This window comes from Rhodococcus sp. B50 (assembly GCF_013602415.1).
GTDB lineage: Bacteria > Actinomycetota > Actinomycetes > Mycobacteriales > Mycobacteriaceae > Rhodococcus.
The window spans coordinates 4,159,325-4,179,918 of record NZ_WPAG02000002.1 but is presented as its reverse complement, the minus strand read 5'-3'; the positions used below and the strand labels follow the sequence as shown (position 1 = coordinate 4,179,918).

Here is a 20,594-nt window from a genome sequence, read left to right as displayed (position 1 = left end):
CGTAAGGGACGGTTCCGGCGACGTCGGTCACCGAAGGATCAGTAATCGTCCTCGCCGTAGAGGACGAGACCGCGGAGGTTCCTGCCGGCGTGCATGTCGGCGTAACCCTCGTTGATGTCCTCGAGCTTGTAGGTCTTGGTGACGAGGTTGTCGAGATCGAGCTGCCCGTTCCGGTACAGCTCGAGCAGCTTGGGGATCTGCGAGCGCGGGCCGGTGCCACCGAAGATGGCCCCCTGCAAGCGCTTCTGCAGCAGCGTCAGCTCGAACAGGCTCATCGTCACCTGCGAGTCGGTGGCATGGCCCATGCCCACGACGACGACCTGCCCACCCTTGGCCGTGAGACCGAGTGCGGGACCGATGATGTCGCCGGTGATCTCACCGACGGTGATGACGGTGACGTTGGCCATCTGCCCCCAGGTGATCTCGCCGATCGCCGGCGCGGCCTCCTCGATCGACGCGAATACGTGCGTGGCGCCGAACTCCTTGGCCTTCTGTCGCTTGAATTCGACGGGGTCGATCGCGACGACGAACCGCGCGCCGGCGTGCGCCGCGCCCTGCACGGAGTTGATGCCGACACCGCCGACACCGATGACCACGACGGTGTCTCCGAGCTTGGTGCCGCCGATCTCCGTGGCCGAACCCCAGCCGGTCGCGACGCCGCACCCGAGCAGGGCGGCCTTCTCGAGTGGGATGTCCTTCTCGATCTTGATGACCGATGCTTCATTGACGGTGACGTACGGCGCGAACGTGCCGAGCAGGCACATCTGCAGCACCGGATCGCCGTTCAAGGTCGCGCGGTAGGTCTTGTCGGAGATGGCCTGACCGGTGAGCAGGCCGGCGCCCTCGTCGCAGATGTTCTGCAGGCCCTTCGCGCAGGACCGACAGCGGCCACAGGCCGGGATGAACGCGAGGACGACATGGTCGCCTTCCTTCAGGCCCCTTACACCCGGACCGACCTTGGTAACCACGCCGGCGCCTTCGTGACCACCGAGGACCGGAAAGGACGGCAGCGGCGTCGCACCCGAACGCAGATGCTCGTCGGAATGGCACAGACCCGAAGCCGCGAGACGGATCTGCACCTCACCTGCGACGGGATCGCCGAGATCGATCTCCTCGATCTCCCACGGCTGGTTGATTCCCTTGACGACTGCTGCCTTCGTCTTCACCCGAGCCTCCTGAGCCGAACGTGTAGTGTGACGTGCATCACGGCATTCAAACACTTATCGGACGTTAGAGCAACGGCTCGGCTACACCTTCCGAATCGGAGAGTTACCCGCTACAGTCGGTAACAGACAACTTCTCGTGAAGGGCTCCTGCCATGATTCACGTCCGCCACAGCGCCGTCGCAGACATCCCCGTCGACCTCGCGTTCTCCTATGTCGACGACTATCGGAACGTGCCCGACTGGATGTTCGGAGTGGCTCGCTTCCAACCCGTGGGCGGGCAGGTCTCCGGCCTCGGTGCCGTCTACGACTCGACCATGCGGATCGGCCCCAAGGATTTCGACTCGCGCGTGGAAGTCGTCGATTGGGAACGCAACCGCACGATCGTCCTCGACTCGATCGCCGGATTCCGCGCCGCGTCGTCGTGGACCTTCACCGACCTCGGCGACGCGACGCGACTCGACGTCGACTTCGGCTACCGACTGCCCGGCGGGATCGCCGGCCACACACTCGGCCTGCTCATCGAACCTGTTGTGGGGACGGCGATCCGGCAGACCGAGCACGCGCTGCGCACGCGGCTCGGTCAGCTCGTCTAGGACCGGACTCAGAAGTTGCCGCGCGCGGCCTGCTCCCGCTCGATCGCCTCGAACAGCGCCTTGAAGTTGCCCTTGCCGAAGCCGAGCGAGCCGTGCCGCTCGATCAGTTCGAAGAACACCGTCGGACGGTCGCCGACGGGCTTCGTGAAGATCTGCAGCAGATAGCCGTCCTCGTCACGGTCGACCAGGATGCCTCGCCTCTTCAGCTCCTCGATCGGCACCCGGACCTCTCCGATACGGGCACGCAACTCCGGATCGTCGTAGTACGCATCGGGAGTCGCGAGGAACTCCACGCCCTCTTCTCGCAGCGAATCGACCGCGGTGAGGATGTCGTTGGTGGCCAGGGCGAGATGCTGTGCGCCCGGTCCGCGGTAGAAGTCGAGATATTCGTCGATCTGCGAACGCTTCTTTGCGATCGCGGGCTCGTTGAGCGGAAACTTCACGCGGTGGTTGCCGTTGCACACCACCTTGCTCATGAGCGCCGAGTAGTCGGTCGCGATATCGTCGCCGATGAACTCCGCCATGTTCGTGAAACCCATGACGCGGTTGTAGAAGTCGACCCACTCGTCCATGCGCCCGAGTTCGACGTTGCCGACGACGTGATCGAGCGCCTGGAAGATCCGCTTGGGCGCACCCTCGCGCTTGCGGTAGGTCGAGGTGCGCTCGACGTAGCCGGGCAGGTACGGGCCGTTGTAGCGCGACCGGTCGACGAGTGTGTGCCGCGTGTCGCCGTACGTAGCGATGGCGCCGATGCGGACGGTACCGTTCTCGTCGCTCACCTCGTAGGGCTCCTCGAGGACGGTCGCTCCCTGGCGCCGGGCGTGTTCGATGCACTTGTCGACATCGGGCACCTGCAGGGCGATGTCGACCACACCGTCACCGTGCCGCCGATGATGCTCGATCAGCGGGCTGTCCGGATCGACCGCACCCTTGATCACGAATCGCACGGCGCCGCTGCGCAGTACGTAGGCGTGATGGTCGCGGTTGCCGGTGGTGGGTCCGGAATAGGCGACGAGTTCCATGCCGTAGGCCGACTGGAAGTAGTGCGCCGTCTGCGTGGCGTTGCCGACCACCCACACCACAGCGTCCCAGCCGCTCACCGGGAACGGATCCCGTTCGCTGTCGTACTCCACGAGACCGACGAGGCGCTGGAGCTCCTCGGCGTCGAGCTGAGCGAGGCGTTCGCTGTCGGTCAGGGTGTATTCCAGAGTCATGGCTGCAACCTCCTGCCGCTCACTGCGGCGCAGTCGTTGTGTCGTGTGTCACCAGGAGAAACCCACCCGCCGGTGGGACGCAACGTCGCCTTCAGCAACTGGTCCGACTGACTCGAATTCGTCGGAATCCTCGGGCTCACCTATACAATCGGGCTAGTTTTCGACGCTCGATGGGAAGGAAGCGCGATGCGCGAGCCCGTGCAGCTGGACGAATTGGATTTCGCTCTCCTCGAGGCTCTGCATGCCGACCCGAAGGTCGGCGCGCTCGAGCTGTCCCGTCGCCTGAAGGTCGCGCGTGCCACCGTCTCGGCACGCCTGCGACGCCTCGAGGACACCGGTGTGATTGCCGGCTACGAACCCCGAATCAACCTTGCCGCAGCAGGTTTCGACGTCCAAGCGTTCGTGACGATGGAGATCGTGCAGGGCGCTCTCGAAGATGTCACCGAGGTCCTCGAACGCATCCCGGGGGTGCTCGAAGCATTCGCCACCACCGGCGCAGGCGACGTCCTGTGCCGCATCGGGGCCGAATCGCATCTCGGTCTCCAGCAAACCCTCATCGAACTGAACCGCTCCTCGATCGTCGCGCGGTCGACGAGCGTGATGGTGTTGTCGGAAGTCGTGCACTATCGGGCGATGCCGCTGCTCCGCACCCTCCAGCCCGAACGATCCGCGAAGGCACCGGCCTACCGGCGCTGAGCCGATCACGCCCACAATCCGGTTCCGACTAGCCGGATTGCACAGAAAAATGCGCCTCGGGCATTCGGACCCTCCGCACGCTGCACAGTTCACCGAGCCACAGTTGCGCGGGATTTGTTACTGCCGTCACAGTCGTTCGCCATGAAGAACCTGCTGACGCGATTCGAAGAAAAAGCCCCCGAGATCGTCTTCGAGTGGCACGACACCGAGACCACCGCCCGGGGCTGGGTCGTCATCAACTCCCTGCGGGGCGGTGCAGCCGGTGGCGGCACCCGCATGCGCCGCGGTCTCGACCGGCGCGAGGTGGAGTCGCTGGCGAAGACCATGGAGATCAAGTTCACCGTCTCCGGACCTGCGATCGGCGGCGCCAAGTCCGGCATCGATTTCGATCCGTCCGACCCCCGTAAGGAGGGTGTGCTGCGCCGCTGGTTCGCGGCCGTCACTCCCCTGCTGCGGGCGTACTACGGCACCGGCGGCGACCTCAACGTCGACGAGATGAACGAGGTCGTTCCGCTCACCGAGGCCAACGGCCTGTGGCACCCGCAGGAAGGTGTCGTCAACGGACACTTCGGCAAGGACGAGCGCCAACGGATCCAGCGGGTGGGCCAGCTGCGGCTCGGCGTCGCGAAGGTTGTCGAGGACGCGCGGTTCACTCCGGCCACCAGCACGAAATACACTGTCGCCGATCTGATCACCGGTTACGGTGTTGCCGAGTCGGTCCGTCACCACCAGCTCGTCTACCGGGGCAGCGACCTCGCGGGCAAGCGTGTGGTCGTGCAGGGCTGGGGCAATGTCGGCGCCGCCGCTGCCTACTATCTCGCCCAGGCCGGCGCGTCGATCGTGGGCATCATCGACCGCGACGGCGGCATCCTCGAACCCGAGGGACTCTCCTTCGACGAGATCCGCACCCTGCTGCTCGAGCGCGACGGCAACGCCCTGCGCAGCGACCGCATGCTTCCCTTCGACGAGGTGAACGCCCGCATCTGGGATCTCGGAGCCGAGATCTTCCTGCCCTGCGCCGCAAGCCGACTCGTCACCCGCGAACAAGTCGACCGCATGGTCGCTGCGGGACTCGAGACGATCGCCTCCGGCGCCAACGTCCCGTTCGCCGACGACGAGATCTTCTACGGCCCCACCTACGAGCACGCCGACAAGTCCGTCGCCGTGATCCCCGACTTCATCGCCAACTGCGGTATGGCCCGCGCCTTCGCCCAGCTCATGGAAGGCGACGTGGAGGTCTCCGACGCCGCGATCTTCGGCGATGTGTCCACCACCATCGAGACGGCTCTGCGCCGGTGCCACGACCGGTCGGCCGAGCTCACCGGACTCGCCGCGACGGCCTTCGAGATCGCACTCGACCAGCTGGTCCCGGCCGGGGAGCGCATCGATGACTGAAACCCTGGCTCCCGCGACCACCACCGGTGCCCAGAGCACCGCCGGTCTGCATCGCGCCATGCGGCCCCGCCAGCTCGTCATGATGAGCCTCGGCGGTGCCATCGGGGCCGGCCTGTTCGTCGGGTCGGGGGCGGGCATCGCCGTCGCCGGCCCGGCGATCCTGATCTCGTTCCTGGTGGCGGCCGTTCTCGTCGTGTTCGTGATGCACATGATGGGTGAGATGGCCGCGGCCAACCCCGCCAGCGGTGCGTTCTCCGAGCACACCGAGAACGCCCTGGGTCCTGTGGCGGGCCGGACCATCGGGTGGTTGTACTGGGTCCAGGTCATCATCGTGATCGCTGCGGAGGCCACCGGTGCTGCCGCGATCACCGCGGTGGCACTGCCCGGGATTCCCCAGTGGGCGTCCGCGCTGTTCTACATGGTCGTGCTGACGGGCGTGAACCTCGTCGGCGTGCGCCGCTTCGGCGAGGTCGAATTCTGGTTCGCCGCAATCAAGATCGTCGCGATCCTCGCCTTCCTGGTGATCGGTGTCGCGATGATCGCCGGATGGATGCCCACCTTCGAGACGACCGGTTTCGCGAACCTCACGGCACACGGCGGGTTCGCTCCCACCGGTATCGCCGGTATCGCAGCCGGCCTGCTCATCGTGGTGTTCGCGTTCGGTGGCACCGAGATCATCGCGATCGCCGCCGCAGAGACCGCCGATCCCCGCCGCAACGTGGGCCGCGCGGTGCGCACCCTGGTGTGGCGCATCCTCGTGTTCTACATCGGGTCGGTGCTCGTGATGGTGACGATCCTGCCGTGGACCTCCGAGGATCTTGCGACGGGTCCGTTCGTCGCCGTGCTGCAGGCCGGCGCCGTTCCGGGTGCCGCCGCCGTGATGACGGTGATCGTCGTGGTCGCACTGCTTTCGTCGCTCAACGCGATGCTGTTCAGCGCCTCGCGGATGATCTTCTCGCTGTCACATCGCGGGTCCGCACATCCCGCCTTCGGGCGACTGTCCTCCAACGGAGTTCCGCGCAACGCGGTGCTCGCCTCGGTGGCCTTCGGTTTCGTCACGGTCGGCCTGAACTATCTCTACCCCGACAAGGTGCTGCCTCTGCTCCTCAACGCCGTCGGCTCCACCATCCTGGTGCTGTGGACGTTCGTCGCGGTCTCGCACCTCGTACTCCGCCGTCGCGCACGACGCAACGGCACCGAGGACGCACTGCCGCTGAAGATGTGGGGCTTCCCGTACCTGTCGTACGCGACGCTCGGCCTGCTCGCCGGTATCGCGGTGCTCGCACTGTTCGACCCTGCCGCGCGCACTCAGCTGCTCGCGACCGGCGCGCTGACCGCAGCGATCGCGGGTACCTGCACGGTACTGGCACGGCGACGCGCTGCGGCCGAGACGATTCAGGCCGAGACGATTCAGGGGCGCCAACCGTAGGGGCGCGTGATGATCTCCATGAAGTGACCGGCGGGGTCGAGGAAGTAGGTTCCTCGACCCCCGTCGTTCCTGTTGATGCCGTGCGCCGACTGCCGAGGATCGGCCCAGTGTTCGATCTTCTGTTCGAGAATCCGAGCGTAGATCTCGTCGAACTCCTCCTCCGACACCAGGAACGCGTAGTGCTGCGGCGGGTACTCCACGTCCGGCGGCGGCTCGGCGAAGTCGAGGGTGACGCCGTTGGCGAGTTCGACGGCGAGGAAGTGCCCGGCGGGGACAGGGTCGGGCAGACCGAACAGGGTCGTGAGGAAATAGGCCGAATGCTGCTTGTCGTCTGCCGCGACGATGGTGTGGTTGAACGAGATGGTCAAGGAGAACTCCTCGAGGTCCTGCGCCTCCATGCCTGACGCAGTCCGTCATCGACACGCGACGCTGCGTTCAGAGATACCTTCCGTGTCCGAGGGATGCAAGCGATGAGTTCTCCGAGATCCCCGGGTCGGTATTCGTCGACGACCTTCGAAAGGGGACGACGATGAAACTCACGGTGACGACCTTCGTATCGGCCGACGGTGTTGCCCAGGGGCCGGGTGGCCCCGACGAGGATCGCAGCGACGGCTTCGATCGCGGCGGCTGGGTGGTGCCATTGTTCGACGAGGACACCGGCAAATTCATCGACGAGGTGTTCTCGCAGGTCGATGCGTTCCTTCTGGGCCGGAACACCTACGACGTCTTTGCTGCGTCGTGGCCGAACTCGACCGATCCCGACGACCCGGTCGCCCGTGCGCTCAACACCCTGCCGAAATACGTCGCGTCCACGACGCTCACCGACCCGAAGTGGCAGAATACGACCGTCCTCGAGGGCGACGTCCCGTCCGCGATCGCGGAACTGAAGAAGCGGCCCGGACGGGAATTGCAGGTGCACGGCAGCATCCGCCTCGTCCACACCCTTTTCGAGCACGACCTGGTCGACGAGTACCGACTCATCACATTCCCCGTCGTCCTCGGGCAGGGTCGGCGACTGTTCCCGATCGGGGGTCGCGACACGAAATTGGATCTCGTCGAATCGCGTGCCACCTCGTCCGGTGTCGTCATCACGGTGTACCGGCCGACCGGCCGACCCGAGTACGGACTCGCCGAAGTGGAGTGACCCGACGACCACGGGACGCGGCTAGGAATCCTGGCCGCGTCCCTCGCCGTGCGTGGCCTCGTATCCGGTGGTCAGCCAGTACACCGCGCGATCGATCGTCGGCAGGATGTCGGCGAGCTCGATCTGCCCTTCGAGGCACCGGCCGACGAGCCCGAAGACGACGCTCGACAAGATCGACATCATCTCGTCGACGAAGCCGGGGTCGACATCCTCCAGGACTGCCATGCCGACGGGCACCACCGCGTCGAAGCCCTGCGTATGCAGACCTTCCCATCCCGGGGCCGTCCTCACCCGGAAGTAGGCGAGGAGCATCGCGGGGTTCTTCTCCCACGGTTCGAAGATGGCGCGGATGACTCGCATCATCGCCGGGTGCAGGCGCTCACCCGGTGCGCGCGGCTGCTCGACGAGGCCGGCGTGGTTCTCCTTCATCCAGTGCTCGATGGCAGCAAGGATCAGTTCCTCGCGTGTCGCAAACCGTTTGTAGACGGTGGACAGTGACATGCGGGTGCGACGTGCGACCTCGCGCAGCTGGACGGCGTCGTAGCCACCCTCCTCCAGGAGTTCGACGACGGTCTCGAGCAGGCGTGCCCGCGCCTCGTCCGCTTCGTTCGGGATAGCGATACCACTCATTCCGAAAACATCCTTGCCGTCAACCGGTAACCGCGTTATCGTGACCTAAGTAACACGGTTACACCCTACCCGGTGGCGGCCACCCGGCCCGGCCACGCCGCCACCGTTCGAGCCCACATCCCCCTCTTGGAGCGCCGATGACGGGATCACCGAAGCGCCTGTACATCGATCGGGATCTGTGCGAAGCACACGCGTTGTGCATCGAGATCGCACCCGAGATCTTCGACCTCCCCGACGACGACATCGCGACCTGCGACGAGAACCCACCGGAAAGCCTCTGGCCCAAGGCCCATTCCGCCGCCGGCGCCTGCCCCCGGCAGGCCATCGGCATCGTCGAGACCTCCCCCTCCGCCCAACCTTCCCCGAAAGGTCAGTGATCCGATGACCGATCTCGCATCAGCCGACTATTTCACCGACGGAGAGATCGCCCAGAGTCCGTTCGAATACTTCGACCACATGCGCAGTCACAACCCGGTGCATCGGGAACCCCACTACGGGGTCGTGGTCGTCACCGGCTATCACGAGGTGGTCGAAGGGTTCAAGAACAGCGAGGCACTGTCCGCGGTCAATTCGATCGGAGGTCCGTTCCCGCCGTTGCCCTTCGAGCCCGAAGGCGACGACATCACCGAACAGATCGAGGCCCATCGTCACCAGTTCCCGATCTTCGAGCACATGGTGACGATGGACCCGCCCGACCACACGCGTGCCCGGTCGCTGCTCGGACGTCTCCTCACCCCGAAACGACTGAAAGAGAACGAGGAGTATCTCTGGGGCTTGGCCGACGACGTCCTCGACGAGTTCATCGACGAGGGTCGCTGCGAGTTCCTGGGTGATTACGCAAAACCGTTCGCCACCATGGCGATCACCGACCTGCTCGGTGTTCCGGAGGAGGACCGTGAGGAGTTCCGGTGGGTGCTCGGCGCAGGTGAACGGCCCGGCACCCGGGTCGGCGCGCTCGACCACGAACCCGTCGGGATCAATCCCCTCGAATTCCTCGACGGCCGTTTCGAGAAGTATCTCGCCGACCGTCGTCGCGAACCCCGCAACGACATCCTCAGTGGGCTGGCCGCCGCGACCTATCCGGACGGCTCGACACCCGAGCTCCTCGAGGTCGTCCGCCCCGCGACGTTCCTGTTCGCCGCCGGCCAGGAAACGGTGACGAAACTCCTCAGCTCGTCGTTGCGGGTGCTCTGCGAACGTCCCGAGTACCAGAAGATCCTGCGCGAGGATCGCAACCTCATCAAACCGTTCATGGAGGAATCGCTGCGCTTCGACAGCCCCACGAAGGTGGACTTCCGCCTCGCCCGCAAGACCACGACGATCGGCGACGTCGAGGTGCCGGCCGGGACCGTCGTGATGCTGAGCCTCGCTGCCGCCAACCGGGATCCGCGTAAATTCGATGAGCCGAACGAGTTCCGGCTCGATCGCAGGAACTCGCACGATCACATCGCGTTCGGACGCGGGCTGCACACCTGTGCCGGTGCACCGCTCGCACGCATCGAAGGACACGTCACGCTCAACCGCCTGCTCGATCGGATGGAGGACATTCGTCTCAGCGAACGCGCGCACGGCCCGGAGGACGACCGCGTGTTCGCCTACGAGCCCACCTTCCTTCTGCGCGGGCTCGTCGACCTCCACATCGAGTTCACCCGCAGCACGACGTAACCGGCAATCCCATGGCTCTGCATCGCCCGACGGGACGATGCACGAAGTGAGAGGTGTTCAATGGCAGGAAGAGTCGAAGGTAAGGTCGCTTTCATCACGGGAGCCGCACGCGGGCAGGGACGCAGCCATGCGATCCGGCTGGCGCAGGAGGGTGCCGACATCATCGCGCTCGACATCTGCGGGCCGATCCGGGAGAACGCGCAGATCGAACCGTCCACCCCGGAGGATATGGCCGAAACCGTCGAAGCCGTCAAGAGTCTGAATCGGCGGATCGTCACGGCCCAGGTCGACGTGCGCGACTTCGACGCGGTGAAGGCCGCAGTCGACAACGGTGTCGAGCAACTGGGACGTCTCGACATCATCGTCGCCAATGCCGGTATCGGCACCGGTGGGGCGATGCTGCACGAGACGGACGAATTCGATTGGCAGGAGATGCTCGACATCAACCTGTCGGGTGTGTGGAAGTCGATCAAAGCCGGAGTGCCGCACATGATCGCGGGTGGGAACGGTGGGTCGATCGTCCTGACCAGTTCGGTCGGCGGCCTGAAGGCCTATCCCACCATGGGCCCGTACATCTCCGCGAAACACGGGGTGGTCGGCATGATGCGCACCTTCGCCGTCGAACTGGGACAGCATTCCATCCGGGTCAACACCGTACATCCCACCAACGTGAACACACCGATGTTCATGAACGAGGGTGCCATGAAGATGTTCCGGCCCGACCTCGAGAATCCCGGGCCGGAGGACATGAAGGTGGCCACGCAGTTCATGCACGTCCTGCCCGTCGGTTGGGTGGAGCCGGAGGACATCAGCAATGCCGTCCTGTTCCTGGCGTCGGACGAAGCCCGCTACGTCACCGGACTCACGCTCACCGTCGATGCCGGCAGCACGCTGAAATAGGGGCGTGACGGGTGTGCCGAGCGAGTTCCTCCTGTAAACCCACTCGGCACACCCTGTTCCTCCTCGGTCGAAGCGACGGCCGGCGAGCACCGCACCTGTACGAATCGGGGGGTTCCGTTCGGCGGGGCAAGTGGCATGATTGATCGAGCAGATCAGTACGCCACGAGGCGAAAGGACTGCCATGGGCCTCTACAACGATCACGTCGTACCGCGACTGGTGAACATCGCCTGTGCGCCGTCGTTCACCGAAGCGAACCGGAAACGAGTGTGCGCCGGCCTGAGCGGCCGCGTCGTCGAGATCGGGTTCGGATCGGGTCTCAACGTTCCCTACTACCCCACTACCGTCGAGTCGGTCAGCGCCGTCGAACCCGCCGATCTCGGATGGAAACTCGCCCGTTCACGCATCGAGGATTCGCCCGTCCACATTGAGCGATCCGGTCTCGACGGACAATCACTTCCGTTCGAGGACAACATCTTCGACAGCGCACTGACGACCTGGACCCTGTGCACCATCCCGGATGCCGACGCGGCCCTGCGCGAGGTTCGGCGCGTCCTCAAACCGGGCGGCACACTGAACTTCGTCGAGCACGGGCTCGCCCCGGACGAGAGCGTCCGACGGTGGCAGCACCGACTCGAACCGATCCAGAAGCGGGTCGCGGGTGGTTGCCATCTGACACGACGCATTCCCGACCTCATCCGCGGCGCGGGTTTCGACATCCGCGAACTCGACACCTTCTACGAGGAGAAGACACCGAAATTCTTCGGCGCGCTGTCGCTGGGAGTCGCTGAGGCCACCCGGTAGCCGGGTTTGTTCAGCAAACCACTCCGGCGCTCTTAGCCACCTTCGACTCTTCGTCCGGTCGTCAGCCGACTGGGACCGGGCCACCGAGGTAGAGGCTATGACACCTTCTCAGCGAGGACGAAGACCTGGTAGACCCCATCGAACAGCCACGGCCGGCAACAGGACTCGCGGTGAAGAATGCAGCGCCTACAGGTTGCAGGCCGTTGCCGTAGAGGGCCGAGTCGCCCCGCAAAGCGGACTACGGCTTGAGGACCACCTTGATGCAGCCGTCTTCCTTCTTCTGGAACTTCTCGTACATCGCCGGCGCCTCCTCGAGGGGAGCCGTATGCGTCTTCAGGTCGAGCACGCCCAGCGGATCCGAGGGGTCGTCGACCAGTGGCAGCAAGTCCTCGGTCCATCGGCGCACATTGCACTGCCCCATACGCAACTGAAGTTGCTTGTCGAACATCGTCATCATCGGCAAGGGGTCCTTCATGCCGCCGTAGACGCCGCTGATCGAGATCGTCCCGCCCCGCCGCACCGCATCGATGGCGGTGTAGAGCGCATCGAGCCGATCCACCCCGGCCGCTTCCATCGCCATGCGTCCCAGACGGGACGGTAGCGCTCCGACCACCTGGTGGGTGGCCCAGGCCACCGGGGAACCGTGGGCTTCCATCCCGACCGCGTCGACCACGGAATTCGGGCCGCGACCGCCGGTGAGGTCCTTCAGTTGCTCCGCGACCTCACCGGTGGAGTCCAAGGCGTGGATGCCGTGGCGTTCGGCCATGGCCCGGCGTTCGGGGACCGGGTCCACCGCGAACACCTCGTAGCCGAGGTGGCGGCCGATGCGGGCGGACATCTGCCCGACCGGGCCAAGGCCCAGTACCGCCAAGGATCCACCTTCCGGTGGCGCGGCGTACTGCACCGCCTGCCAGGCGGTCGGCAGCACGTCCGACAGGTAGAGATAGCGTTCGTCCTCCCCGGCGTGCGGGACCTTGATCGGCCCGTAGTCCGCGTGCGGCACGCGCAGGTACTCGGCCTGCCCGCCGGGCACCGAGCCGTACAGGCGGGAGTACCCGAGGAACTGGGCATTGTTGTTGTACTCGCGCACCTGGGTGATCTCGCATTGGGACTGCAGGCCCTGGGTGCACATCAAGCAGTGGCCGCAGGAGACGTTGAAGGGGATCACCACCCGGTCCCCTGCCTTGATATGGGTGACGGACGATCCGACCTCTTCCACGATGCCCATCGGCTCGTGGCCGATGATGTCGCCCCTGTCCATGAACGGAGTGAGCACTTCGTACAGGTGCAGATCCGAGCCGCAGATGGCGCTCGAGGTGATCCGCACGATCGCGTCGGTGGGTTCCTGAATCTGCGGGTCCGGCACATTCTCCACGCTCACCGAGCGTTTCCCCTGCCATGTCAGAGCTTTCATCGTCCTCCTTCACAGGGCTGCCGCTCCACAGGAACGACAGCGTGCTGATCCGCTGGGTTCCCACGGCGCTATGAGCCGAAACGGACGTCGACACCACCGCGGTTGTCAACGTTCCTAGGCTTCTTGCGTGATGCGCTGTCACCGGTCGGCCCACCACGGGGACCGCTTCTGCAGGAACGCCGTCATCCCTTCCATCGCCTCCTCGGAACCGAACATCCGGGCCGAACGCGCTGCCAGGTCGTCTCCGTAACGATCGAAATCCGTGAGGATCCGCTCTGTGACGAGACGTTTCGATTCGGCCAGGCCCTGCGGTGAGCATGCACGGATCTCCGCGAGCAGATCCGCGATGGCAGCTCCGGTATCCCCCGTCGAAACGGTGACGAGCCCCTCGGAGCACGCCACCTCCGGACCGAACCGCTCGCCGGTCAAGAAGTACCGTGCGGCCGCGCGCGAGGACAATCGCGGAAGCACGGTCAAGGAGATGATCGAGGCGGCCAGACCGAGCCGTGCCTCGGTGAGCGCGAACGTCGATCCGGGGCCGGCGACGACGATATCGCAGGCCCCGATCAGACCCATACCGCCGGCGCGGACGTGCCCGTCGATGCGAGCGAGGACCGGTTTGGGTAGTTCCAGAATCTGCCGGAGCAACGCGGTCATGTCGCGGGTGCGGGCGGCAGCCGTCTCCTGCGCAGATCCGGAGGACCCACTCAGATCTGCTCCAGCACAGAAGGTTCCACCGGTGTGGGTGAGGACGACCGCGCGGACATCGGGGTCGGCGGCTGCATTGTCGAGTCCGCGGCTCAGTTGTGTCAGCAACGGGACGGACAAGGCGTTGCGGTTGTGTGGTGAGTCGAGGGTCAGTGTCACGGCACCGTGGTCGACGGCGTAGCGCACCACCACAGGATTCGGTTCGGTCATGACCACTCCTCCGATGTTGTGGCGGTCGTCAGTACGACCGGGGCAGACCGAGCGAGTGTTGTGCGACGAAGTTGAGGATCATCTCGCGACTGACGGGGGCCACCCGGGCGATGCGTGCGGCACCCAGCATCGCGGCCAGGCCGTACTCGTTGGTGAGCCCGGCTCCGCCGTGGGTCTGGATCGCCTGATCGAGACTGGCGATGGCGGCTTCCGCCGCGGCGTACTTGGCCATGTTCGCAGCTTCGGCGGCACCGAGGTCGTCGCCGCTGTCGTAGAGCACCGCGGCCTTCTGCATCATCAGTTTGGCGAGCTCGAGCTCGATCTTGCGTTGCGCGAGTGGATGCGCGATGCCTTGGTGGGTTCCGATCGGTTCCTTCCACACGGTGCGCTCACGGGCGTACCGGGTGGCGGCGGACAGTGCGTACCGTCCCATGCCCACGGCCATCGCAGCACCGAGGATGCGTTCGGGATTCAGCCCGGCGAACAGTTGCATCAGCGCGGCATCGGGGTCCCCGACGAGCGCATCGGAGGGCACACGCACCTCGTCGAGGAACAGCGTGAACTGGCGATCGGGCTCGATGATGTCCATGTCCATCGGGGTCTTGGCGAAGCCGCGCGCGTCCACGGGGACGATGAACAGCGCGGGTCGCAGTTTCCCGCTACGGGCGTCCTCGGTGCGGGCGACGACGAGAACTGCGTCGGCCTGGTCGACTCCGGAGATGTACACCTTGCTGCCGGTCAGAATCCAGTCGTCGCCGTCACGCCGCGCGAGGGTGGTGATGTTGTGCGAGTTCGATCCCGCGCCGGGTTCGGTGATGGCGAAGGCCATGATCTTCGTGCCCGCGGCGAGCCCGGGCAGCCACTGCTGCTTCTGCGCATCCGTGCCGTACTTGGCGATGATCGTGCCGCAGATCGCCGGGGATACGACGACGAGCAGCAATCCGCATCCCTGTGCGGCGAGTTCCTCCTGGACGAGGGCCAGTTCGTAGATGCCCGCGCCCCCACCGCCGTACTCCTCGGGGATGTTCACACCGAGGAATCCGGCGTCCGCGGCCGCGCTCCACAGTTCGGTGAGCGGCTCGTTCCGGCGAGCCTTCGGCAGAACGTAGTCGACATAGCCGTAGCGCGTCGCCAGGGCGGACACCGAGTCCCTCAATAGGGTGCGTTCGTCCGATTCGATGATGCTCATGCTCTGCCTTCCATGCTCTCCAGTGGTGCGGCATCGTGGTGCGGCGTGACGACGGCGAGGACGGCGCCGATGGCGACCTGATCTCCGACGTCGACCGCGAGCGTCGTGAGGGTGCCGGCGGTGGGTGCGGTGACGGTGTGCTCCATCTTCATCGCGTCGAGCCACACGAGCGGATGGCCGGCTTCCACCGCATCGCCGACGGCAGCGCCGAGCCGGATCACCGATCCCGGCATGGGCGCGAGCAGAGATCCGGCGGCGATCCGCGCGGTGGGGTCGACGAAGCGCGGTACAGCGATCAGACGCACCGGTCCGAGCGACGAGTCGACGTGCACCGCGTCGCCGTACCGCGCCACCCCGAAATGCCGGCGGACGCCCTCGATGTCGAGGGCCACCCGATCCGGTGCGAACCCGACGACACGGAGGTCGTCACGGCCGTCGACGTGTGCACCGTCGCGCGTGATCCGGTAGCGCACCTCGTGGTCGCCGTGAACGCCTGTGAATCGTTTGAGCTGCAGCTGTGAGGACAGATTCCGCCACCCCGAGGGCAGGCCGGTATTCACCGTGGCAGCAGCGCGGTTGTCGGCCGACTCCGCCAGAGCGGCTGCGATCGCGGACACCGCTTCCGCGTGCGCGGAGGCGAGCGGGGCCGACAGTTCCGCGAGTCCGTGGGTGTCGAAGAAGGCGGTGTCGGTCTCTCCCGCACGGAAGGCGGGATGTCTCAGCACCGCGACGAGGAGATCGCGGTTCGTGACGATGCCGTGGATCTCGGTGCGTGCCAATGTCGACGCCAGCAGACGCACCGCACGGTCGCGGGTCGGCGCGTAGGAGATGACCTTGGCGAGCATCGCGTCGTAGTGGACCCCCACCTCCGTTCCCGCGACGACACCGGAATCGACGCGCACACCGGTCTGCCGGAGCACGTCGAACTCACGTGCCTCCTGCGGCAGCGCGAAACGGTGCAGGGTGCCGGACTGCGGTCGCCAGTCCCGGGCCGGGTCCTCGGCGTAGAGCCTCACCTCCACGGAATGACCGTGCACCGGTGGTGGTGCGGGATCGAGACGGTCACCATCGGCGATGCGGAACTGGTGGTCGACGAGATCGAGCCCGGTCGTGCATTCGGTGACGGGATGTTCGACCTGCAGGCGCGTGTTCATCTCCAGGAAGTGGAACTGCCCGGAGCCCTCCGCGAGGAACTCGACGGTGCCGGCGCCCTCGTAACCGATGGCCTGCGCGGCGCGGTGAGCGGCATCGAACAGGCGCCCGCGCATCCCCTCGATCGCATCGACGAGCGGCGAGGGCGCTTCCTCGATCACCTTCTGGTGGCGTCGTTGGATCGAGCATTCACGTTCGCCCACCGCCCACACCGTGCCGTGCCGGTCCGCGAGGACCTGGACCTCGACATGTCGTCCGTTCTCGAGGTAACGCTCGCAGAAGACCGCCGGGTCCCCGAACGCCGACGCCGCCTCCCGGCGGGCCGCGTCGAGTTGCCCCGGCAGGTCGGCGAGCGTGCGCACCACCCGCATTCCACGCCCTCCGCCACCTGCGGAGGCCTTGACGAGCACCGGCAGATCGGCGTCGGTGATGTCGGCGGGGTCGAGTTCGGCGAGAACGGGGACACCGGCGTCGGCCATGATCTTCTTGGCTTCGACCTTCGAGCCCATCCGTTCGATCGACTCCGGGCGCGGTCCGATCCAGATCAACCCCGCCTCGAGCACCGCACGTGCGAATCCGGCGTTCTCGGACAAGAATCCGTAACCCGGATGAACCGCGTCGGCACCCGCCGCCAGCGCAGCAGCGACGATCTTCTTCCCGTCGAGGTAGGTCTCGGCGGGAGTGACGCCCGGCAGTCGCACGGCGGCATCGGCGTCGCTGACGTGTGGACTGTTCGCGTCGGCGTCGGAGAACACGGCAATCGCGCCGAGTCCGGCCCGACGGCACGAGGCGAACACGCGACGGGCGATCTCCCCGCGATTCGCCACGAGCACCGTGGTGATGATCGATTCGGTCACGGGAACCTCACATCCGGAAGACGCCGAAGGATTCGGCGCCGCTGATCGGGGCGGTGGCAACAGCCGACAGACACAGTCCCAGCACGGTGCGGGTATCGCGGGGGTCGATGATGCCGTCGTCGTAGAGACGACCGGACAGGAACATCGGAAGTGATTCGGCTTCGATCTGGTTCTCCACGGCCGCGCGCATCGCTTCGTCGGCGGCTTCGTCGAAGGCCTGGCCACGCGCCTGCGCGGCCGCGCGCCCGACGAGGGAAATGACCCCGGCCAGTTGGGCACCGCCCATGACTGCGGATTTGGCGCTGGGCCACGCGAACAGGAAACGCGGCTCGAAGGCACGTCCGCACATGCCGTAGTGACCGGCACCGTAGGACGCACCGAGGAGAACGGAGATGTGCGGCACCGTCGAGTTGGCAACCGCGTTGATCATCATCGCCCCATGTTTGATCATGCCGCGTTCCTCGTACTCCCGACCCACCATGTACCCGGTGGTGTTGTGCAGGAACAGCAGTGGGGTGTCTGCACGGTTGGCGAGTTGGATGAACTGCGCTGCTTTCTGCGATTCCTCGTTGAACAGCACGCCACGCGCGTTGGCGAGAATCCCGATCGGATAGCCGTGCACCTGTGCCCAACCGGTCGCGAGCGACGACCCATAGAGCGGTTTGAACTCGTCGAAGTCGGAATCGTCGACGATGCGGGCGATGACTTCTCGTGGATCGAAGGGCTGCCGAAGGTCCTCGGGGACGATCCCGAGCAGCTCTTCGGAGTCGTACCGGGGTTCGCGTACCTCGGTCCGGGGCGCCGGACCGGCCTTGCGGTGGTTGAGACGCCGCACGATACTGCGCCCGATGCGCACCGCGTCCTGTTCGTCGACGGCGAAATGATCGGCCAGACCCGAGATACGCGCGTGCATCTCGGCACCGCCGAGTGACTCGTCATCGGATTCCTCACCGGTGGCCATCTTCACCAGTGGCGGACCGGCGAGGAACACTTTCGACCGTTTCTCGATCATCACCACGTGATCGGACATACCGGGGATGTACGCGCCCCCGGCGGTCGAATTGCCGAACACCAGCGCGATGGTGGGGATACCTCCCGCCGACAACCGGGTCAGATCACGGAAGAGCCGACCGCCGGGGATGAACACCTCCTTCTGGGTGGGCAGATCCGCGCCGCCGGATTCAACGAGGGAGATCAGTGGCATCCGGTTCTGCAGGGCGATGTCGTCGGCACGCAATGTCTTGCGGAGCGTCCACGGATTACTGGTCCCGCCGCGCACGGTGGGGTCGGTGGCCACGACGACACATTCGACGCCCTCGACCACGCCGATACCCGTGACGACGCTGCCACCGACGGGAAAGTCGGTGCCCCAGGCCGCGAGCGGTGACAGCTCGAGGAACGGCGAGTCGGGGTCGAGGAGCAGTTCGATCCGCTCCCGCGCAAGCAACTTGCCTCGGTCGTGGTGTCGCCGGACGTACTTCTCTCCCCCGCCGGCGAGGGCCTTGCTGTGTTCGATGTCGAGTTCGGCCAGGCGAGCACGCATCGTCTCGGCAGCCGCGCCGTATTCGGTGGAGCCGGGATCGAGGGTCGAGATCAATGTGCTCACGTGTGCTTCTCCAGCAGGACGGTGGGAATGTCGATGTATCGGGCTCGCAACCATTCGCCGAGACCCTTGGCCTGCGGGTCGAAGCGAGCGCGGGAAGCGACGCCACGGCCGAGGATGCCCTCGATCACGAAGTTCACGGCCCTCAGGTTCGGGAGCAGATGCCGCGTCACGGACAGGGACTCGATCTCGGGGAGTAAATCCTTCACAGCTTCGACAGTGAGACAATGTGCGAGCCAACGCCATTCGTCATCGGATCGAACCCACACGCCGATGTTGGCATCACCGCCCTTGTCGCCGCTGCGGGCACCTGCGAGCGTGCCGAGTGGAACTCGGCGAGTCGGTCCGGGTGGCAGCGGCGCGGGCACACTCGGGTCGGGCAGCGGCTCGAGGACACGGATGTGGTCCGCGGCAGGGATGTCGAGACGGGTGCCGTCGGGCAACACCGCCACGTGCGGCACTCGTGCCGCCTCGACATACTCGGCCGTGTAGACACCGTAGGCTGCGCCCGGGCCGGGCGGGGCGGTCACGAAGAAACCGGGATATCCGGCGAGGGCGAATTCGATCGCCGTGGAGGTGAATGCGCGTCCGACGACGTGGGGATCGGGATCGCGTGCAGTGCATCGCAGCAGCGCACTCGCAGTTTCCTCTGAGTCGGCATCCGCATGGTCGGTGCGAGCGAGGGTCCACTCGAGTTCGGCAGGTCGTCTCGACAGGTTCGATTCCATCTGCGATCGCACCAAGTGCGCCTTCGCGTCGATGTCCAATCCGGTCAGAACGAAGACGACCTCGTTGTAGAACCCGGCGAGCGCGTTGAGGCACACCTTCAGCGTCGGTGGGGGCGGTTCGCCTTTCACCCCGGTGATACGGACACGATCGGGTGTGTGCAGGCTCAGCCGGGCGGTGTCGATGCGCGCGGTGACATCGGGGTTCGCGTACCGTCCGCCCGCTACCTCGTACAGCAGTTGCGCGGTCACAGTGCCGACGGTCACGGCTCCTTCGGTGCCCGGGTGCTTGGTGATCGTGGCCGCTCCATCGGCCTCGATCTCGGCGATGGGGAATCCGGGGCGGACGAGATCGTCGAGTTCGGTGAAGAACGCGTAATTTCCGCCGGTCGCCTGGGTGCCGCATTCGATGACGTGCCCGGCGACGACCGCACCGGCGAGTGCATCGAAGTTGTCGTGCGCCCAGCCGAAGTGGGCGGCGGCGGGACCGACGATCACGGAAGCGTCGGTGACGCGCCCGGTCACGACGATGTCGGCTCCGGCCTCGAGACACCGAGCGATGCCCCACGCACCGAGATATGCGTTGGCGGTGAGCGGGCGCGGGTCGGCGGCGAAACCGAACTCGTCGATGCGAGCGAGGAGATCGTCGCCTTCGACGTGGGCGATGCGCGGTGACAGACCGAGCCGATCCGCAACCGCACGCAGTGCCGCGGCCAGACCGGCGGGATTGAGACCACCGGCGTTCGCGACGATCCGCACCCCTTTGTCGAGGGCGAGCCCCATGCAATCCTCGGCCTGCCGCAGGAACGTCTTGGCGTAGCCGAGACCCGGATCCTTCAGACGGTCACGACCGAGGATGAGCATCGTCAGCTCGGCGAGGTAGTCGCCGGTCACATAGTCCAGCTCACCGCCGTCGAGCATCTCGCGCATCGCCGACAGACGATCGCCGTAGAAGCCGGAGCAGTTGCCGATACGCACGGGATTGTTCACGCGATCGTCGAGGGCATCGCCTCCGGCGCACAGATCGTCGGGAAGCTCGGACGACTCCACCATATGATCAGCGTCACATGTCACCGCTCTCGGAGCAAGCAATGGTGATTGT

Annotated in this window: 19 protein-coding genes; 9 read left to right on the top strand and 10 right to left on the bottom strand. The window is 65.9% G+C overall.

Annotated elements, in window-relative coordinates; all coding sequences use genetic code 11:
* Positions 1–38: 38 nt before the first annotated feature.
* Positions 39–1,166: an NDMA-dependent alcohol dehydrogenase gene (locus tag GON09_RS19700; protein WP_213933288.1), complete on the bottom strand. Its 1,128-nt coding sequence runs from the start codon at positions 1,164–1,166 to the stop codon at positions 39–41.
* Between the two features lie 152 nt (positions 1,167–1,318).
* On the opposite strand from GON09_RS19700, the gene GON09_RS19695 reads away from it, so the two are divergent.
* Positions 1,319–1,759 (top strand): SRPBCC family protein, encoded by a 441-nt coding sequence (locus GON09_RS19695; protein ID WP_213933287.1) that lies wholly within the window; start codon positions 1,319–1,321, stop codon positions 1,757–1,759.
* 8 nt (positions 1,760–1,767) lie between these two features.
* Here the strand turns inward: GON09_RS19695 and hppD are convergent, their stop codons facing one another.
* Positions 1,768–2,973, bottom strand: a complete 1,206-nt coding sequence (gene hppD, locus GON09_RS19690; protein WP_213933286.1) for a 4-hydroxyphenylpyruvate dioxygenase — start codon at positions 2,971–2,973, stop codon at positions 1,768–1,770.
* Between the two features lie 186 nt (positions 2,974–3,159).
* On the opposite strand from hppD, the gene GON09_RS19685 reads away from it, so the two are divergent.
* From GON09_RS19685 to GON09_RS19675, 3 genes are all read left to right on the top strand, one after another.
* Entirely contained in the window at positions 3,160–3,669 is a 510-nt protein-coding gene (locus tag GON09_RS19685; RefSeq protein ID WP_016932974.1) for an Lrp/AsnC family transcriptional regulator, read from the top strand.
* Positions 3,670–3,810: 141 nt separating this feature from the next.
* Complete coding sequence (locus GON09_RS19680; RefSeq protein ID WP_213933285.1) at positions 3,811–5,064, top strand: Glu/Leu/Phe/Val dehydrogenase dimerization domain-containing protein; 1,254 nt, start codon at positions 3,811–3,813, stop codon at positions 5,062–5,064.
* Entirely contained in the window at positions 5,057–6,493 is a 1,437-nt protein-coding gene (locus GON09_RS19675; protein WP_213933284.1) for an amino acid permease, read from the top strand. Before GON09_RS19680 ends, GON09_RS19675 begins: the two co-directional genes overlap by 8 nt.
* On the opposite strand, the gene GON09_RS19670 is transcribed toward GON09_RS19675, so the two are convergent.
* Positions 6,475–6,891, bottom strand: coding sequence for a VOC family protein (locus tag GON09_RS19670; protein WP_213933283.1), 417 nt, complete (start codon positions 6,889–6,891; stop codon positions 6,475–6,477). The genes GON09_RS19675 and GON09_RS19670 overlap by 19 nt on opposite strands.
* A 131-nt stretch (positions 6,892–7,022) precedes the next feature.
* Here GON09_RS19670 and GON09_RS19665 point away from each other — a divergent pair, with 131 nt between their 5' ends.
* Positions 7,023–7,637 carry a dihydrofolate reductase family protein gene (locus GON09_RS19665; protein ID WP_213933282.1) on the top strand — a complete coding sequence of 205 codons (615 nt, stop codon included), beginning with the start codon at positions 7,023–7,025 and terminating at the stop codon, positions 7,635–7,637.
* A gap of 21 nt (positions 7,638–7,658) precedes the next feature.
* Here the strand turns inward: GON09_RS19665 and GON09_RS19660 are convergent, their stop codons facing one another.
* A complete protein-coding gene (locus tag GON09_RS19660) occupies positions 7,659–8,267 on the bottom strand; it encodes a TetR family transcriptional regulator (RefSeq protein WP_213933281.1) in 609 nt (202 codons plus the stop codon).
* A 137-nt stretch (positions 8,268–8,404) separates the two neighbouring features.
* Here GON09_RS19660 and GON09_RS19655 point away from each other — a divergent pair, with 137 nt between their 5' ends.
* The 4 genes from GON09_RS19655 (at position 8,405) to GON09_RS19640 (ending at position 11,634) form a co-directional block, all read left to right on the top strand.
* Positions 8,405–8,644 (top strand): ferredoxin, encoded by a 240-nt coding sequence (locus GON09_RS19655; RefSeq protein ID WP_213933280.1) that lies wholly within the window; start codon positions 8,405–8,407, stop codon positions 8,642–8,644.
* Positions 8,645–8,648: 4 nt separating this feature from the next.
* Entirely contained in the window at positions 8,649–9,932 is a 1,284-nt protein-coding gene (locus GON09_RS19650; RefSeq protein ID WP_213933279.1) for a cytochrome P450, read from the top strand.
* A 60-nt stretch (positions 9,933–9,992) separates the two neighbouring features.
* Positions 9,993–10,832 (top strand): mycofactocin-coupled SDR family oxidoreductase, encoded by an 840-nt coding sequence (locus GON09_RS19645; RefSeq protein ID WP_213933278.1) that lies wholly within the window; start codon positions 9,993–9,995, stop codon positions 10,830–10,832.
* A 181-nt stretch (positions 10,833–11,013) separates the two neighbouring features.
* A complete protein-coding gene (locus GON09_RS19640; RefSeq protein ID WP_213933277.1) occupies positions 11,014–11,634 on the top strand; it encodes a class I SAM-dependent methyltransferase in 621 nt (206 codons plus the stop codon).
* Between the two features lie 238 nt (positions 11,635–11,872).
* Here the strand turns inward: GON09_RS19640 and GON09_RS19635 are convergent, their stop codons facing one another.
* From GON09_RS19635 to GON09_RS19610, 6 genes are all read right to left on the bottom strand, one after another.
* Positions 11,873–13,048 carry a zinc-dependent alcohol dehydrogenase gene (locus GON09_RS19635; RefSeq protein WP_213933276.1) on the bottom strand — a complete coding sequence of 392 codons (1,176 nt, stop codon included), beginning with the start codon at positions 13,046–13,048 and terminating at the stop codon, positions 11,873–11,875.
* A 138-nt stretch (positions 13,049–13,186) separates the two neighbouring features.
* A complete protein-coding gene (locus tag GON09_RS19630; RefSeq protein ID WP_213933275.1) occupies positions 13,187–13,966 on the bottom strand; it encodes an enoyl-CoA hydratase family protein in 780 nt (259 codons plus the stop codon).
* Positions 13,967–13,994: 28 nt separating this feature from the next.
* Complete coding sequence (locus tag GON09_RS19625; RefSeq protein WP_213933274.1) at positions 13,995–15,155, bottom strand: acyl-CoA dehydrogenase family protein; 1,161 nt, start codon at positions 15,153–15,155, stop codon at positions 13,995–13,997.
* Positions 15,152–17,164 (bottom strand): acetyl/propionyl/methylcrotonyl-CoA carboxylase subunit alpha, encoded by a 2,013-nt coding sequence (locus GON09_RS19620; protein WP_213933273.1) that lies wholly within the window; start codon positions 17,162–17,164, stop codon positions 15,152–15,154. Before GON09_RS19620 ends, GON09_RS19625 begins: the two co-directional genes overlap by 4 nt.
* A 7-nt stretch (positions 17,165–17,171) precedes the next feature.
* The gene (locus GON09_RS19615; protein ID WP_213933272.1) at positions 17,172–18,770 is read right to left on the bottom strand and encodes an acyl-CoA carboxylase subunit beta; all 1,599 of its coding nucleotides are present in this window, start codon (positions 18,768–18,770) and stop codon (positions 17,172–17,174) included.
* Positions 18,767–20,422, bottom strand: a complete 1,656-nt coding sequence (locus GON09_RS19610; protein WP_244866812.1) for an acyclic terpene utilization AtuA family protein — start codon at positions 20,420–20,422, stop codon at positions 18,767–18,769. Before GON09_RS19610 ends, GON09_RS19615 begins: the two co-directional genes overlap by 4 nt.
* Positions 20,423–20,594: the final 172 nt, after the last annotated feature.

Excerpts from the sequence above, each read along its gene's own strand:
- hppD (WP_213933286.1), bottom strand. The coding sequence starts at position 2,973 with ATGACTCTGGAATACACCCTGACCGACAGCGAACGCCTCGCTCAGCTC.
- GON09_RS19635 (WP_213933276.1), bottom strand. The coding sequence starts at position 13,048 with ATGAAAGCTCTGACATGGCAGGGGAAACGCTCGGTGAGCGTGGAGAAT.
- GON09_RS19680 (WP_213933285.1), top strand. The coding sequence starts at position 3,811 with ATGAAGAACCTGCTGACGCGATTCGAAGAAAAAGCCCCCGAGATCGTC.
- GON09_RS19640 (WP_213933277.1), top strand. The coding sequence starts at position 11,014 with ATGGGCCTCTACAACGATCACGTCGTACCGCGACTGGTGAACATCGCC.
- GON09_RS19660 (WP_213933281.1), bottom strand. The coding sequence starts at position 8,267 with ATGAGTGGTATCGCTATCCCGAACGAAGCGGACGAGGCGCGGGCACGC.
- GON09_RS19665 (WP_213933282.1), top strand. The coding sequence starts at position 7,023 with ATGAAACTCACGGTGACGACCTTCGTATCGGCCGACGGTGTTGCCCAG.
- GON09_RS19650 (WP_213933279.1), top strand. The coding sequence starts at position 8,649 with ATGACCGATCTCGCATCAGCCGACTATTTCACCGACGGAGAGATCGCC.
- GON09_RS19685 (WP_016932974.1), top strand. The coding sequence starts at position 3,160 with ATGCGCGAGCCCGTGCAGCTGGACGAATTGGATTTCGCTCTCCTCGAG.
- GON09_RS19675 (WP_213933284.1), top strand. The coding sequence starts at position 5,057 with ATGACTGAAACCCTGGCTCCCGCGACCACCACCGGTGCCCAGAGCACC.
- GON09_RS19655 (WP_213933280.1), top strand. The coding sequence starts at position 8,405 with ATGACGGGATCACCGAAGCGCCTGTACATCGATCGGGATCTGTGCGAA.
- GON09_RS19670 (WP_213933283.1), bottom strand. The coding sequence starts at position 6,891 with ATGGAGGCGCAGGACCTCGAGGAGTTCTCCTTGACCATCTCGTTCAAC.
- GON09_RS19625 (WP_213933274.1), bottom strand. The coding sequence starts at position 15,155 with ATGAGCATCATCGAATCGGACGAACGCACCCTATTGAGGGACTCGGTG.
- GON09_RS19630 (WP_213933275.1), bottom strand. The coding sequence starts at position 13,966 with ATGACCGAACCGAATCCTGTGGTGGTGCGCTACGCCGTCGACCACGGT.
- GON09_RS19610 (WP_244866812.1), bottom strand. The coding sequence starts at position 20,422 with ATGCGCGAGATGCTCGACGGCGGTGAGCTGGACTATGTGACCGGCGAC.
- GON09_RS19695 (WP_213933287.1), top strand. The coding sequence starts at position 1,319 with ATGATTCACGTCCGCCACAGCGCCGTCGCAGACATCCCCGTCGACCTC.
- GON09_RS19645 (WP_213933278.1), top strand. The coding sequence starts at position 9,993 with ATGGCAGGAAGAGTCGAAGGTAAGGTCGCTTTCATCACGGGAGCCGCA.